This is a genomic window from Streptomyces sp. NBC_01433 (assembly GCF_026340105.1).
Taxonomy (GTDB): domain Bacteria; phylum Actinomycetota; class Actinomycetes; order Streptomycetales; family Streptomycetaceae; genus Streptomyces.
Genome location: NZ_JAPEPM010000001.1, coordinates 4,078,413 through 4,091,759, shown reverse-complemented (window position 1 = coordinate 4,091,759; position 13,347 = coordinate 4,078,413). Strand labels below are relative to the sequence as shown.

Sequence of the window (13,347 nt, the reverse complement as noted above, 5' to 3'; positions counted from 1 at the left end):
ACGTCGTCGCCGGTCGATGGCTGCCACGATGGGCCTGCCCCTGCCGACCGATCACCTGGAAGCGACCCCTGTGCCCACGACCCCCGTTCCCGCCGATCCCACCGTTCTGCACCCGCTGCCCGGTCAGCCACGGGTGGTGCGGCTGAAGCCGCTGGTGACCTCTCCGCTGATCGAGGTCGGGGAGTACTCGTACTACGACGACCCGGAGCACGCGGAGGAGTTCGAGACCCGCAATGTGCTGTACCACTACGGGCCCGAGCGGCTCGTCATCGGGAAGTTCTGCTCGCTGGGCACCGGGGTGCGGTTCATCATGAACGGCGCCAACCACCGTATGGACGGCCCGTCCACCTTCCCCTTCCCCTCCATGGACGGCGCCTGGTCCGACCACTTCGATCTGCTGACCGGTCTGCCCGGACGGGGCGACACCGTGGTGGGCAACGACGTCTGGTTCGGCTACGAGGCCATGGTGATGCCCGGCGTCCGCATCGGGCACGGCGCGATCATCGGCTCGCGGGCGGTCGTCGTCTCGGACGTACCGGACTACGGCATCGTCGGCGGAAACCCGGCGAAGCTGATCCGCACCCGGTACGAGGAGAAGGACGTCGCGCGCCTGCTGGCCGTCGCCTGGTGGGACTGGCCCACCGAGCACGTCACGAAGCACATCCGCACGATCATGTCCGGCAGCGTCGAGGAACTGGAGGCCGCGGCCCCCGAAGCCCGAGCCGCGGCCCCCGGCGCGTGAGCGGGGCGGCCGGGGCCTGAGCGGAGGGCGCCCGGCCGTGGCCGGGCGCCCCTGTTCACAGCGCGAGCAGCGCCCGTACGGGGATACGGGTGTCCGTCAGCGGTCGCAGCGCGAGCCGCATCAGTGCCAGCGGATTGTCGTCGCCCGCGATGCGGTTGGCGCTGAGTTCGTCGCACCTCAGGCAGTGGTGGATGACCGTCCACTCACCGTCCTCGCGCACCGACAGGCTCAGCGCCGCCATGCGTCCGCCGCAGCCCGCCGCCCGGTCGCCCGGTATCCGCCGGTCGACGTGCAGGCTGGCCAGACAGTGCGGGCAGTGATTGCGGTGGGCGGTGCCCGGCGCCACCAGCGGCACGTCGAGCCGGCAGCCGGCACACCGGAACGCGTCGCCACGCGCCCCGGCCGGTCCGTGGAGTACGTCCTTGGGCCGCTGGGGGCGGTGACTGCCGTCCCGCCGGGGTCTACGTCGCGGCACGGTCGCCTCCTCCCGCCTTCCTCCGGAGTCCTCGGGCCCGCTTCACAGGTCACCGAACGCTTCGAGCGGGAAGGGCGGTTGGGCCAGGGGGCGCACGGCCATCCGCATCAGGATCAGCTGGTTGTCGTCCCCGCAGACCGGATTCGAGGTCAGCTCGTCGCAGCGGGTGCAGCGATGGACGACCATCCAGTCGCCGGTGCGCAGCACCGCGATGGAGATCGGGGTCATCCGGCCCTCGCAGTCGGAGGGCCCGCCCTCGATGTGGTCGATCAGGTGCTTGGAGTGCAGACAGCTGGGGCAGTGGTTGCGGCGGCTGCCGTCGGGCGCGTGCGCGGCGACGGTCAGTCCGCAGCGCACGCAGGCGAAGGTGTCGATGAAGGACATGGCTGAGCGGTGCTGGGGGTTGTCGTGTGACACCCGGATACTCCTTGCCGAAGGTGCGGAACAAAGCAGCAGGGAAGTACCGAGCAGCCCTCGGCGCACGGCGTCACGGGGCAGGGGTCACGGGCCGAACGGCATGGTGTGTCAGCGAGGAGCGGCGAACAGTCGCATGCGGGCAGGTCCCGTCTCCCCGGCGCGGGAGGCGCGGCGAGGGAAGCTCGGAATCACTGGCCGGGGCATACATCAGCTGCTTTCCGGGGCATACGCCCAGAGGTCACCCGCGGTCGGTCCCGCGTGGAGGGTGCGAGCACCGTAACAACGGGGCGGGAACGGATCCACCGGATTACGCCCCCGCTCCGGCGGACCCGCCCTCCCCCCTCCGCTCAGCCGGAGACGCAGAACTCGTTGCCCGCCGGATCTCCCAACACTCAGAACTAGACGTTCTGGAGTGTCGGCATGGTGGCATCGGCCCTGGTCAAGCGCGGTAGCGGGAACCCTTCGCTCTCCCCTGGGGGCATGGAGAACAAAGCAGGCGGGGCGGCCTCGGTCCCTACAGATCCCATGGAACAGACCGCACGTAGGACTCCTCCGCTCCTTACAGAGAGCATGGAGAGTGAGCAGGGGACAGGCAGGGTCGGGCAACCTTCGCTCCCCACAGAAAGTGTGAACACAAACTCCCCGAATCCCCTCGCAGGCACGGTCTACACCGAGACCCTTCGGGGTGTGCGGTGTGTCCGCCTGTCCGTACTGACCGACGAGACGACCAGCCCGGAGCGGCAGCGCGAGGCCGACGACAAGGTTGCCGCCGAACTCGGCATCAGCTTCGGCGAGGGTGACGGGCTCCGCGAAGCCGTGGACCTCGATGTGAGCGCGTCCAAGGTTGCCCCGTTCGACCGTCCCGCCCTTGGTCAGTGGCTCGCCCGCCCTGACGAGTACGAGGCCCTTATCTGGTGGAGATTCGATAGGGCCATCCGGTCCATGAGCAACATGCACGACCTTGCGAAGTGGGCGAAGCAGCACCGCAAGATGCTGGTCTTTGCCGAGGGTATAGGCGGGGGCAAGCTCGTCTTTGACTTCCGCAACCCCATGGACCCCATGGCGGAATTCCAAATGACGATGCTCGCCTTTGCGGCACAGGTGGAAGCGCAAAGCATCAAGGATCGTGTCATGGGTGCCATGGCAGCTATCCGGAAGATGCCGCTTCGGTGGCGTGGTGGCCGTCCGCCGTACGGCTACATGCCCGCCCCCATGCCCAAGGAACACGGCGGTATCGGCTGGACGCTCATACCGGACCTGGATGCGGTCAAGGTCATTGAACGGATCGTCCGCGAGATGTTCGACGGCAAGACCGTTTCGGCTGTCGCCGCGGGTCTCAACGCAGACAGCATTCCGAGTCCGCGCGACCACTGGTCAGTGAAGAAGGGCCGCGAAAAAGGCGGGCGAACCGGCGGAGCCAAGGGGCTCGTCAAGGACGCATTCCTGTGGAACCCCGCAGTCATTACGCGGATGCTGCGTAACGAAACGCTGCTCGGCTGGAAGATGCACAAGGGAAAGCCCGTCCGGGACGCCGAGGGCAACCCGATCATGCAGACCGAACAGCCGATCATGACACGTGAGGAATTCGACCGCATCGGCGTGGTTCTCGAAGAACGGAGCATTGACAACAGCGACCGGAAGGACACGGATGCACTCCTGTTGCGGATCATTCACTGTGACTCTTGCAGTGGGCGTATGTACCTGAACAAGCAAGAGAGCAAGAAGAACCAGCACCCCACGTACAAGTGCAACCCGTACTCGCGCGGGTTCAAGTGCGAGAAGTCCGCGCACATCCGGGGCGATTGGGCGGACGAGTACGTTGAAGCCGAGTTCCTGCGACTGGTCGGCCCCATCCAGACAACCCACGTTGTGACCATTCCCGGATACGACCCCGGCCCGGAACTACAGGCCACGCTCGCCGAGTTCAACGAGCACCAGCAACAGAAGGGGCGGCAGAAGTCACGGCACGCTGCCGCTGCCTGGCAGGAACGCGCCGATGCGCTCGACAACCGGATAGCCGACCTGGAGTCCCGCGAGAAGCGCGAGCCGCAGCGCATCATCACGAACACGGGCCGGACGTTCGCGGACGAGTGGGCGGCGGCGGACACGGCGGGACGGCGCGCCATGCTCATCGAAGCGGGGGTGCGCCTCGATGTACGGCGCGGTGTCCGTGGCGGGTGGCGGACCCTGGACACGCGCCGTGTCACGTTCACCATGTCCGGTGAGCTGGACCCCGCCGCGGAAGCCCTCGCAGGAGAGGCGACGGCGCTTGAGTCGGTAGCGCGCGGAGACGAGCCGACCGAGGGCGCAAGTGTGCGCCTGGTCGAGCCCGTCCACCAACTGGTGGCCGCGTAGGCCCCAGCGCGCCCCTACGCCCCTCAAGAGCCCCGGACGGGCCCGTTCCCGCCGGGACTTTGGCGTGCCCGCAGACAGGCGCACAGGGACTCTCGCCGACTCGCCCTCGGCGGTGAACCGCCGGTCAGCGAGAGGCGAAAAGGTGTTGAGGGTGTCGAACTTCGACTGTTTTTGGGGAAGCCAAGAAAAACCTAGAGAGAAGAGAGATTGGGGTCTCTGCCGTCACCCCAACACGCTTCACCGCTCCCTGTCCGCTGTGCGGTCGGTGCCGACGATTCCGAGGCAGTGAAGTGTTGCGTGCATCACACTTACTGTCCGGTTTGCCTGTATTGAATAAGTTTGCGGGCAACCGCCGGTCCCTATTACTCGGGAACCAGAAAGCGGCCCACACGCGCGGACCGCCGACGCCGGGGCGCTGGAAACCTCCGCTCCCCCTTAACTACCGAGAGAGCTTGTACGGCCCTCTCCCTGCACCAGTGAGGAACGATGGACACCACACGACACATTGAGGTCTGCGCGCTGCTGCGACGCGCTGAGAGCGCCGCACGGGACGCACTGAACGGTGACCAGGCCGCCGCGCGCACAACACTTGCCCTTGTGGCCGATGCACGGCAGCGCGCGGAGGACACGGGTTCCGGGCTGTGCGGGCATCCGGACTGCCGCAACGAACTTCATTACGTGGGGCGGGGTCGGCGGCCCCTTTACTGTTCCGCGGTCTGCCGCACGGACGTGTACCAGGCCACGCAGATGGCTGCGCGTGCGCTGATCAAGGCCCCGGAATCCGTACCCGCGCAGACCTGACCCTCACGCAGCGGGGCAATGCCCTGACACTCGTTCCTCCCCTGACGTCATGCACGCAGGGGTTTTTTCATGCCCGAACACGCAGATGGAGTGAGTCATGAATGAAACCAATGACCGGGATGCGGTGCAGCGGACCACCGAGACGGTCCCTAATCCGCACGCTGGCAGCCCCGCAGCCGAAAGTGAGGGTTCTTCCCCGGAGGGTGCCAGTAAGGCGCTGACAGAGGCGCACAGTCGCTTGGAGGCTGCGCGGAAGCGCATTGACGAACTGTTGATGCGGGAAGTCGAGCACCAGGCAGCGAAGCGTCTCGATGTTCCCTCCGATCTCTTTGTTCTGGGGAATCACGCGCTTTCCGATCTGCTCAACGAAGGCGGAGAAATCGACACGGGGAAGGTCACTTCCGCCATCGATTCACTGCTGAATTCCCGCCCCGCCCTGGCGGCGCGCCGAATCGGCTGGGGAGAAGTGGGGGCGGGGATGCATGAAAGCCTCGCCGACGACACGCCCGACTGGAACACTGCCCTTCACGGACAGCACCGGTGACACGCCAAACCGCATAACCCGACACGACGACGAGAACAGAGGAACGTATGTCTATCTACACGAACACGCCCGGTGCGCAGAGCATTCTTCCCGACGAATACGGGGCGCTGGTTGAAAAGCCCGTCAAGGAACTCTCCCTCGCGATGAAGATCGGCACGATCGTCAACACGGCGAGCAACGTATACCGCATTCCCCTTCTCGCTGAGGATGTCACCGTGGGTGCGGTCGCCGAAGGAGCCGAGATTACCCCTTCCGATGTGAAGCTCGATGAGCAGAAGATCCGGCCCGCCAAGTTTGCCGGGCTCACGGTCATCAGCCGGGAAATGGCGGAAGACAGCTCGCCGTCCGCTGGTGAACAGGTCGGACGTTCCATCGCGCGTCAGATATCGAACAGCGTGGACAATGCGTTCCTGAACGCGCTGTCCGAGCCGAACCCTGCCGGGCTAGGTTCTCTCAAGGGGATTTCCAAGGTGAATGCCCCGGTGGTCTACACGAATCTCGACCCTTTCGAGGAGGCTATTTCTATCTCGGAAGGTGCGGGCGGCAACATTACGGCCTGGGTGATGACTGCCTCAACGGCACTCGATATCGCCAAGCTCAAGGACCAGAGCAATTCGAATCGCGGTCTTCTCAACACGGATATGACGATGGAGGGGCGGCGGCAGATCCTCGGCCGTCCCGTATTCGTGTCGCCATTCGTGCAGCCGGATACCGTGTACGGCGTGAGCCGTGATGATCTCCTGACCATTGTGCGCACCGGTACGCGACTGGATGTTGACAAGTCCGTGTACTTCACCAGCGACCGTGTGGCCGTCAAGGGCACTATGCGTGTCGCGTTCGGCTTCCCTGTGGAAGCGGCGCACGTCCGAATTCAGAATGCAGCTGAGTAACCCCCATGCCGCGTAAGCCCCGCCCCCCTTGTTCAGTCCCCGGATGCCCCGAACTGACCACGGGCGGGCACTGCCGGACAGTACTCCGCCCCAGTACGGGCTATTCAAAAGCTCGCACCGGGGCGGAACCTTCACCTGCCGCTGTTATTCGGTGACGAACTTCACCGAAGAGAATTCGGTGCGACCCTGTTCCTCTCCGGGGGGAAACGCGTCCACCTCATCGCGGCACCCTCCGCGGTCATAGACGACGGCTGTGGCGTCGGTGTAATTGATCAGACCTTTGGATTCCCCCAGATTGTAACAACGGCCATTCTGGGGGTTCTCCAAAACTACAAAACCTTGCTGCTTTCCGTAGTAGAATACTCCTTGCGCAGCGTGAGCGCTGGTTGAGATTCCGAACAGCAAGGTGGCAGCTGCACCGACAGAGATCAGTGCCTGTCCAAGGGTTTTCATTGTCTTTCTCCTTTTAGGTCTGGGCGTGGCGCTCTCAGTCTGACCACTTGAATGAACCGATATTCATTAGTTCACCCGCATGGCCCCTGGAGAAACGATCCCCCCTCACCTATTTGGAGGTGCCCCCATGCCGCGTAAGCCCCGCCCCCCTTGTTCAGTCCCCGGATGCCCCGAACTGACCACGGGCGGGCGCTGTGCAGCCCATGAGCGGGGGGCGAACAAACAGCGCGCGACACCAGGGACGAGCGCGTACGGGCCCGTGTGGCCGCGCATTCGCCGTGCGTACCTGTACGCGAATCCGTGGTGTGTGCTGTGTGGTCGGGCGGCGAATGTCGCGGACCATTTCCCCGCGAGCCGGCGGGAGCTTATCGCACGAGGTGAGAGGAATCCGGATGCCGCAAAGCATCTGCGTCCATTGTGTGTGAGGTGCCATAACGGGGAGACGGCGCGTAATCAGCCGGGTGGGTTCGCTGCGGAGTTCCGTTCGCGTCGTGATTCGGGTGAACGACCGCCGTTCTGACCAGGGGGGTACTCCCGAGCCTCCCCGTAGTTGCACGGCAGGGAGGCAATTAACTCGCGCTGGAGCTGCGGTTGTTTTTGGAGAGCCCCGTTACCAGGAAGTGAGAATGCATGGCTGACAGATATAGACCCAAATCCGCTATCCAGCGCGCACGCGAGGGAAATGTGTCACATTCCAAGATTCGAGAGGGTGTGATCGTGCCACGTGCGATTCTCGCCGAGCCGGATTGGTCAGGAGTTTTCCCGCCCTCATTCGATCCCGCTGTTGAACCGGCGAACGCCCGTTGCCGGGAAATCGCATCCGAGGAATGGCGACGCGTCGTCCCCATCCTGGAAGTCGCGGCCGGTATCGGCGAAGTGGACCACACCACGGTCAAGGATCTATGCGTGTGCGTCGCCCGCATCGACCAGGCCGAGCGGGACCTATCAGAACGGGGGCTTCTAGTGACAGCCGAGCGGGGAACGGTGAAGAACGGGGCGGCGACCATCGCAGCGCAGTACCGCACTCAACTCGCCCGCTACATACGCGAGTTGGGACTCTCGCCGAGTGCGCGGACCGCCATCACAGCCCCCGATGTCGAGGATGACGACAGCAACATCTGGGACTAGCGCCGACACACCTTCCGCCGTAGCCCCCGGTGACTACACGCCCCGCCATGCCCTGTCCGGGTGTGGCGGGGCTTCCGTCGTTCCAGGAAACAGCAACGCCCCACCATGCCGGGCACGATGGGGCTCCGCTGAGTCGGCCTCGCCGGTCGGTCAGATGCTGCCGAACTCTCCGGCCTTGACGCCCGCCACGAACGTGGCGAACGAACCAGCAGGGAAGGACAGCACGGGGCCGCTCGGGCGCTTGGAGTCACGGACGGGGACGACACCGGTAAAGGATGCGTGTGCCGGTGCCCACTCGACACACGTGCCGCCGTTGCCGCTGTACGAGGATTTGACCCAACGGGGTTGGAGAGGCTGAGAGTCGGTCGTCACGGGGTGCCCTTTCGTGCCTGCGTGATCATGTCCACGGATGCCGCTTGGGAGAGCGCGGGTGCCTGCATCTGATGGTAGGCCCTAAGCAAGGGCGCCACGGAGCCGATATCGCGGTCCAGATGCCCGTGCGTCTGTGACTCGACGTAAGAGATCACGGAGCGATCAGGCAGGGTCAGTAGATTGACCGCGCGGTTGAACGGCCTCTCCTCGCCACCAGCGAACGGGGCGATCTGGAGCATGGTGTTCGTCTCCTCCGCAAACCCGATCAAGCGCTCCAACTGTCGATCCATGACCGTCCGCCCCCCGATCGGTCGGCGGATGCAGCTCTCATCCAGCACCACGAACAATAAGGGCGGCAGCGATCGCACCAAGGCGGCTTGGCGTTCTATCAGGGACGTGACCCGTTCCTCTGCTTGTTCGGCCGTGATGGAGCCTCGCTTGACGTTGCTAACCTCCAGCGCCTGCGCGTACTCCGGTGTCTGGAGCAGACCAGGGATCAGGCCCGACTCGAACAGCCGGATCTCCACTGCCCGCCCCTCGTGCACCAAGTACTCAGGGAAGCCCTCCAGCAGGCTGCCGTGCCTGATCTCCCGCCATTCACGCTCGAATGAATCTGCGGTGTTCAATGTGCCTAGCGCCAGGTCAACCTTGCGGCTAAAGGGCAGGGTTGGGGACTTCCGGGCAGTTTCGAGCGCCGAGATGTGCCTCCCCGTACAGCCGACCAGCGTTGCGAAGTGGTCCTGGGTCCAGCCGCGAGCCTCACGGAACCTGCGCATACGTGCGCCGAAGGCCGCAAGTGGGCCCGCTTCGGGGTTCAGTTCCTTGCGGTTTACCAATGTGTCCTCCCGAAGAGCGACGTTGCAGATAGCGCGACTGTAGGTCAATGCTGGGCCGCCCTGGTAGTGGAATCGCTACGGAGAGGAACGGCCCGTGCCTGCAAAGAGCGGTGCCCCGCCCGGACAGGAAGCATCCCTCACCTCTGGCCCAGGCGCGCACGCGCAGAATGTAAGTCGTTCTGATGACTGGGCAATTCGCGATTTCAAGGTGTGCCGCCAGCTCGCCTTGCCTCTGGCCGCAGTGGCGGAGCGGAGCCGTCAGCGCTGGGAGGACACCCCGCAGGAGTCGTGGTTCTCCCCGTGGTCGCCGTTGCCGTGCGGTGTCCGCCGCGGACCGTACGCGAAGCCGACGCGGGACATCCTCACCGCTGTGCGGGACGGGCTGCAAAGGCGGGTGGGGCCATGACCCCTGGCAAGGATGACCCGGATGGGGATGATCCACCGATCCGTTCGGTGTTCGAGTGGCCCCGGTGCGCGTGCGGTTCCCCCCGTTGCCCGGACACAGCAGAGGACGGCGAGACGGCCGGCGAACGGACCGATGACCGGTCGCAGAGCGAGGCCATACAGCGCATCCGTCCCCGCGTCCGGTTCGAGAACGAACGAAGCCGTTGGAGGATTCGATGAAGTGCGACAAGTGCACTGCTCTGCGCGCTGAGTTGGCGCGGGCGGTCAAGGCTGGCGACCGCTCGAAGGAAACGGACTGCCGCATCCTCCTGAACCGGCACCCCGAACACGGAACATCCCCGGCCGCCAAAAGGTGGCCCCGTGGTTCTCGGCGCGTCTGACATGGCCGCTATGAGATCGAAACCGCCCCGTACGGCAGGCGCGGCGAATGTGCCGAAGACGCCCGTACAGCGTGCCGCGCAACTCCCGAGTCCGGTGCGGCCGTTCCGATCGGCCGATGAGATCAAGGCCGGTCAGGTCGTGTTCGACAAGGACAAGAACATGCCCTGCACCGTGATCTCTGTGCGGTACGGAATGGTGCAGGTGATACGCCCCGCGGGCGCGCCGTGGGAGACGCACTACAAGAGGCTGCTGCCCGGTACCGCCTACCACTGCCGTCAGCTGGACGCGCTGGCCGCACTCAACGCCACACGGGCGCGCGGAAGACAGCCGGGCGCATCCGCCCAACGGCTATGAGATTCCTCTACCGCTTCGGCTGGCCCGTGTTCGTCTCCGCTGTCACCGGACTTTCCCTTCTGATCCCCGTACTCGCCGTGACCGGCAAGCTCTGAAAGAGAACCGCATGGACTACCGCCCCGTGGGCCCTTCCCACTTCGACGAGGACGACCACACCGAAGCCAAGGAAGTCGGGGCCGACTTCGTGAACGCCTTACGGCGGGTGCGGGTCAGCTTCGAAGCTATCGGCATCGATCACCCGTGCGACACGTGCCAACAGGTCGAACACCGCATCTCGCTGGGCTGGATCAGCCTCAAAGAGGCCCGGACGATGACCGCCACGGTCAACGCCGCCATGGACGAACTGGACCGGTACCGCCAGGCCGGACGGGCCCCGCGCCTTCCCTGACCGCACGTCCCTGCCGGACGCAACCCGCCATGGCTCCCCGCCCGATGCGGAATCCCGGCAGGGACGTGCCCCAACCTCAACGGTTCCCGGAGCGGGGCCTACTCGCCGCTCTGGCGCTGATCCCCTGAAACGGGCTCGGCAACGTAAGTCCCACGGCCGGGCACGGTGAAGACCAGCCCCTGTTCGCGAAGTACAGCGAGTGCCGACCGGGCGGTATTACGTGCGACTCCGTATAGCTCCGTCAGTTCCTTTTCGGACGGAAGCGGCCTGCCCGGAGCCAAGTCGCCTCGCCCGATTTCCGCGATCAGGTCGGCAGCAATCTGCCGGTATGGGGGTTCCGGTGCCCGTGGGTCGATTTCGTGCGCTGCCATGAGGTGAAGCGTAGACACCCCGCACAGCAAGGCGCGATCTAGACCGACCTGAACGCAGCTAGACGGACCTATACAGGTTGGCTTAACGTCGGGCATGAAAACGCCCCGGAAGACCGCTCCACACGGTCCGCCGGGGCTCCGCCGCAACAGCTTTCGAGGAGCTGAAACGACATGCGCGATCTTATCGCCCGCATCCTGGCGTACATCCTGACATTCGTACTTCCGGGCAGGGGGCGCCACGCAGCAGACCCCGCCCCCTCACCCGTCCCCGTGTCGCCCTGGTCCCGCCCGTGGTCCAGCCCCACCAAGGAAGAAGCCCAAGCGCTCTTCCGGAAGCAAGCAGAAGTGACCATGCGACTCGGTGTGATCCGGGAACGCCGCACTGCTGCCGTCCTCGCAACGCTCGGCGTGGACTACCCGTACAGCTATCCCGGAGACCACTTCGAAACCGCCGCGTACGCCGCTGCGGGAGTGTCGGCATGACGCGCGACTGGCTGACCGCTGACCCGGTCATCACGATGGCGCTCTGCGTCCGCTGCAAGACCGTCACCTATGCCCCGGTCCCGATCCGCTACATGCAGAGCACCAGCGGCCCCGGAACCACCCTGTACGCCTGCCCCGCACACGCCGTGGCCCTGGTCACCGGCCCCGTTCCCGGAGAGCTTGAGCCTGGCATGTAGCCCCTCACAGACAGCAAAATGCCCCGTTCGGCCAAGTGCCGGGCGGGGCTCTGTCGTTGGTCCTGACGTGCGCGTATGCTCAGAACTGGTAGTCAGGAGTGTTGGGGTCCTGAAGGGTCGTCCAGGCCAGCCCCGGCATGGTGTGCTCACCGACGACGACGGCGCCCAGCCCCACCAGCCGCTCCACGTCTGCGGCCCGGTCCTCGGAGGAGAAGTCGACGTGGACCCGGTTCTTGCCGGCCTTCGGCTCGGGCACCTGCTGGAAGCCCAGCACCAGCGGCTGGGCCGCCAGGATGACGAACTCCCCGTGGTCCTGCGCCACTTCCACCCCGAGCGCACCGGCCCACCAGTCGGCCAGCGCACGCGCGTCCGCACAGTCGATCGTGATCATCTCCGCAGCCATTCTCATGCCCCTCACCGTACGGCGAGGCACTGACAACGGGCCGGGGACACTCTGCGTGCGTGCGGGTGCGGGTGCGGCTGCGGGCGCGGCCGGGGCTCAGCGCAGGGCGACCTCCAGCAGTGGCAGCTCGCGGCCCGGGATCGAGCCGGACGGGATGGCGCCGATGCGGACGGCGCCCATCGCCACGTAGAACGGCTCCGCGTTCGGATCGGCGTCGATCGTCAGGCGGGTGAAGCCGAGGCGGCGGGCCTCGTCCACGGTGTGGGCGAACAGCAGGCGCCCGATGCCCCGGCCCATCGCGTCCGGGTCGACGAACATCATGCCGAGCGCCCCCTCGGGCGGGTCCCCGTCCAGGGTGGTGAAGCCCAGCACGCGGCCGTGCTCCTCCGCGACCGCGGTCCGTCGGAGGCCCACGTCGGCCGGGCGGAGGGTCAGCTCCTGGCGGCAGGCGGCCAGGAAGTCCTCGTCGTAGTCCCAGTGGCCCTTCGAGCGCAGGGCCAGTTCGGTCAGTTCCGCGGCTTCCGCCGCCTCGCCCGCGCGCACGCGCATGGCCGGTCCCCTTCCGTTCGGCGAGGAGACGCGGGAACGGGCGGGTGGTGCGGGGTTCCGGCCGGAACCCCGCACCACCCGCCCGCCACGCCTCGGGGTACGTCAGTCGAAGCGGGGTACGTCAGTCGAAGATCGGGCCCTGGGTCCGGGTCCGCTTGATCTCGTAGAAGCCCGGAATGGACGCCACCAGCAGGGTGCCGTCCCACAGCTTCGCCGCTTCCTCGCCCTTGGGGGCCGGGGTGACGACGGGACCGAAGAAGGCGATCTGCTCGCCGTCGGCGCCCGGGACGGCGATGACCGGGGTGCCGACCTCCTGCCCGACCTTGTCGATGCCCTCCTTGTGGGAGGCGCGCAGCTCGGTGTCGTACGCGTCGGAATCGGCGTACTCCGCGAGCTCGGCCGGCAGGCCGACGTCCGTGAGGGCGCCGATGACCGCCTCGCGGGTCGGGCCCTCGCCCTTGTTGTGGAACCGGGTTCCGAGCGCGGTGTACAGGGGGCCGACGACCTTGTCGCCGTGCTTCTGCTGGGCGGCGACGACGACCCGGACCGGGCCCCACGCCTTGTTCTCCAGGAGGTCGCGGTACTCGTCGGGCAGGTCGTCGAGCTTGTCCTCGTTCAGGACGGCCAGGCTCATCACATGCCAGTGGACCTCGACGTCCCGGACCTTCTCCACCTCCAGCATCCAGCGGGAGGTCATCCACGCCCAGGGGCAGAGCGGGTCGAACCAGAAATCGACCGGAGTCCTGCCGTTGGCCGTGCTGTTCTCAGACATGTCTCTCCTCAAGGGCGTATCCCACCTGTCC

Annotated in this window: 19 protein-coding genes; 10 read left to right on the top strand and 9 right to left on the bottom strand. The window is 66.0% G+C overall.

Going from position 1 to position 13,347, the window contains the following annotated elements; all coding sequences use genetic code 11:
• Nucleotides 1-70: 70 nt before the first annotated feature.
• On the top strand, nt 71-742 hold the full coding sequence (locus OG413_RS18415; protein ID WP_266806908.1) for a CatB-related O-acetyltransferase: 672 nt from the start codon (nt 71-73) through the stop codon (nt 740-742).
• Between the two features lie 55 nt (nt 743-797).
• Here the strand turns inward: OG413_RS18415 and OG413_RS18410 are convergent, their stop codons facing one another.
• Both OG413_RS18410 and OG413_RS18405 read right to left on the bottom strand, forming a co-directional pair.
• Nucleotides 798-1,217, bottom strand: coding sequence for an RNHCP domain-containing protein (locus tag OG413_RS18410; RefSeq protein WP_266806906.1), 420 nt, complete (start codon nt 1,215-1,217; stop codon nt 798-800).
• A 42-nt stretch (nt 1,218-1,259) separates the two neighbouring features.
• The gene (locus OG413_RS18405) at nt 1,260-1,601 is read right to left on the bottom strand and encodes an RNHCP domain-containing protein (RefSeq protein ID WP_266810228.1); all 342 of its coding nucleotides are present in this window, start codon (nt 1,599-1,601) and stop codon (nt 1,260-1,262) included.
• A gap of 720 nt (nt 1,602-2,321) precedes the next feature.
• Here OG413_RS18405 and OG413_RS18400 point away from each other — a divergent pair.
• The 4 genes from OG413_RS18400 (at nt 2,322) to OG413_RS18385 (ending at nt 6,224) form a co-directional block, all read left to right on the top strand.
• Complete coding sequence (locus tag OG413_RS18400) at nt 2,322-3,989, top strand: recombinase family protein (RefSeq protein ID WP_266806904.1); 1,668 nt, start codon at nt 2,322-2,324, stop codon at nt 3,987-3,989.
• 486 nt (nt 3,990-4,475) lie between these two features.
• Complete coding sequence (locus OG413_RS18395; protein ID WP_266806902.1) at nt 4,476-4,790, top strand: hypothetical protein; 315 nt, start codon at nt 4,476-4,478, stop codon at nt 4,788-4,790.
• A 97-nt stretch (nt 4,791-4,887) separates the two neighbouring features.
• Complete coding sequence (locus OG413_RS18390; protein WP_266806900.1) at nt 4,888-5,334, top strand: hypothetical protein; 447 nt, start codon at nt 4,888-4,890, stop codon at nt 5,332-5,334.
• 47 nt (nt 5,335-5,381) lie between these two features.
• Complete coding sequence (locus OG413_RS18385) at nt 5,382-6,224, top strand: phage major capsid protein (protein WP_266806898.1); 843 nt, start codon at nt 5,382-5,384, stop codon at nt 6,222-6,224.
• 144 nt (nt 6,225-6,368) lie between these two features.
• On the opposite strand, the gene OG413_RS18380 is transcribed toward OG413_RS18385, so the two are convergent.
• Nucleotides 6,369-6,677, bottom strand: a complete 309-nt coding sequence (locus OG413_RS18380) for a hypothetical protein (protein ID WP_266806896.1) — start codon at nt 6,675-6,677, stop codon at nt 6,369-6,371.
• Nucleotides 6,678-7,361: 684 nt separating this feature from the next.
• Between OG413_RS18380 and OG413_RS18375 the strand changes: the two genes are divergently transcribed.
• A complete protein-coding gene (locus tag OG413_RS18375) occupies nt 7,362-7,805 on the top strand; it encodes a phage terminase small subunit P27 family (protein ID WP_266806894.1) in 444 nt (147 codons plus the stop codon).
• Between the two features lie 150 nt (nt 7,806-7,955).
• On the opposite strand, the gene OG413_RS18370 is transcribed toward OG413_RS18375, so the two are convergent.
• Together OG413_RS18370 and OG413_RS18365 are read right to left on the bottom strand one after the other, a co-directional pair.
• Nucleotides 7,956-8,177: a DUF397 domain-containing protein gene (locus OG413_RS18370; RefSeq protein ID WP_266806892.1), complete on the bottom strand. Its 222-nt coding sequence runs from the start codon at nt 8,175-8,177 to the stop codon at nt 7,956-7,958.
• Entirely contained in the window at nt 8,174-9,013 is an 840-nt protein-coding gene (locus OG413_RS18365; RefSeq protein ID WP_266810227.1) for a helix-turn-helix transcriptional regulator, read from the bottom strand. The genes OG413_RS18370 and OG413_RS18365 overlap by 4 nt, the downstream gene beginning before the upstream one ends.
• Before the next feature lie 795 nt (nt 9,014-9,808).
• Between OG413_RS18365 and OG413_RS18360 the strand changes: the two genes are divergently transcribed.
• Nucleotides 9,809-10,153, top strand: a complete 345-nt coding sequence (locus OG413_RS18360) for a hypothetical protein (RefSeq protein ID WP_266806890.1) — start codon at nt 9,809-9,811, stop codon at nt 10,151-10,153.
• Between the two features lie 106 nt (nt 10,154-10,259).
• Complete coding sequence (locus tag OG413_RS18355; RefSeq protein ID WP_266806888.1) at nt 10,260-10,541, top strand: hypothetical protein; 282 nt, start codon at nt 10,260-10,262, stop codon at nt 10,539-10,541.
• 98 nt (nt 10,542-10,639) lie between these two features.
• On the opposite strand, the gene OG413_RS18350 is transcribed toward OG413_RS18355, so the two are convergent.
• Complete coding sequence (locus tag OG413_RS18350; protein WP_266806886.1) at nt 10,640-10,912, bottom strand: GntR family transcriptional regulator; 273 nt, start codon at nt 10,910-10,912, stop codon at nt 10,640-10,642.
• A gap of 171 nt (nt 10,913-11,083) precedes the next feature.
• On the opposite strand from OG413_RS18350, the gene OG413_RS18345 reads away from it, so the two are divergent.
• Together OG413_RS18345 and OG413_RS18340 are read left to right on the top strand one after the other, a co-directional pair.
• A complete protein-coding gene (locus OG413_RS18345; RefSeq protein WP_266806884.1) occupies nt 11,084-11,395 on the top strand; it encodes a hypothetical protein in 312 nt (103 codons plus the stop codon).
• Nucleotides 11,392-11,592: a hypothetical protein gene (locus tag OG413_RS18340; protein ID WP_266806882.1), complete on the top strand. Its 201-nt coding sequence runs from the start codon at nt 11,392-11,394 to the stop codon at nt 11,590-11,592. The genes OG413_RS18345 and OG413_RS18340 overlap by 4 nt, the downstream gene beginning before the upstream one ends.
• A 79-nt stretch (nt 11,593-11,671) precedes the next feature.
• Here the strand turns inward: OG413_RS18340 and OG413_RS18335 are convergent, their stop codons facing one another.
• The 3 genes from OG413_RS18335 to OG413_RS18325 form a co-directional block, all read right to left on the bottom strand.
• A complete protein-coding gene (locus OG413_RS18335) occupies nt 11,672-12,001 on the bottom strand; it encodes a VOC family protein (RefSeq protein ID WP_266806880.1) in 330 nt (109 codons plus the stop codon).
• 90 nt (nt 12,002-12,091) lie between these two features.
• A complete protein-coding gene (locus OG413_RS18330) occupies nt 12,092-12,544 on the bottom strand; it encodes a GNAT family N-acetyltransferase (RefSeq protein ID WP_266806878.1) in 453 nt (150 codons plus the stop codon).
• 121 nt (nt 12,545-12,665) lie between these two features.
• Complete coding sequence (locus OG413_RS18325; RefSeq protein ID WP_266806876.1) at nt 12,666-13,316, bottom strand: DsbA family protein; 651 nt, start codon at nt 13,314-13,316, stop codon at nt 12,666-12,668.
• Nucleotides 13,317-13,347 lie beyond the last annotated feature (31 nt).

Excerpts from the sequence above, each read along its gene's own strand:
- OG413_RS18405 (WP_266810228.1), bottom strand. The coding sequence starts at position 1,601 with ATGTCCTTCATCGACACCTTCGCCTGCGTGCGCTGCGGACTGACCGTC.
- OG413_RS18395 (WP_266806902.1), top strand. The coding sequence starts at position 4,476 with ATGGACACCACACGACACATTGAGGTCTGCGCGCTGCTGCGACGCGCT.
- OG413_RS18390 (WP_266806900.1), top strand. The coding sequence starts at position 4,888 with ATGAATGAAACCAATGACCGGGATGCGGTGCAGCGGACCACCGAGACG.
- OG413_RS18385 (WP_266806898.1), top strand. The coding sequence starts at position 5,382 with ATGTCTATCTACACGAACACGCCCGGTGCGCAGAGCATTCTTCCCGAC.
- OG413_RS18380 (WP_266806896.1), bottom strand. The coding sequence starts at position 6,677 with ATGAAAACCCTTGGACAGGCACTGATCTCTGTCGGTGCAGCTGCCACC.
- OG413_RS18360 (WP_266806890.1), top strand. The coding sequence starts at position 9,809 with ATGAGATCGAAACCGCCCCGTACGGCAGGCGCGGCGAATGTGCCGAAG.
- OG413_RS18355 (WP_266806888.1), top strand. The coding sequence starts at position 10,260 with ATGGACTACCGCCCCGTGGGCCCTTCCCACTTCGACGAGGACGACCAC.
- OG413_RS18350 (WP_266806886.1), bottom strand. The coding sequence starts at position 10,912 with ATGGCAGCGCACGAAATCGACCCACGGGCACCGGAACCCCCATACCGG.
- OG413_RS18345 (WP_266806884.1), top strand. The coding sequence starts at position 11,084 with ATGCGCGATCTTATCGCCCGCATCCTGGCGTACATCCTGACATTCGTA.
- OG413_RS18340 (WP_266806882.1), top strand. The coding sequence starts at position 11,392 with ATGACGCGCGACTGGCTGACCGCTGACCCGGTCATCACGATGGCGCTC.
- OG413_RS18335 (WP_266806880.1), bottom strand. The coding sequence starts at position 12,001 with ATGAGAATGGCTGCGGAGATGATCACGATCGACTGTGCGGACGCGCGT.
- OG413_RS18330 (WP_266806878.1), bottom strand. The coding sequence starts at position 12,544 with ATGCGCGTGCGCGCGGGCGAGGCGGCGGAAGCCGCGGAACTGACCGAA.
- OG413_RS18325 (WP_266806876.1), bottom strand. The coding sequence starts at position 13,316 with ATGTCTGAGAACAGCACGGCCAACGGCAGGACTCCGGTCGATTTCTGG.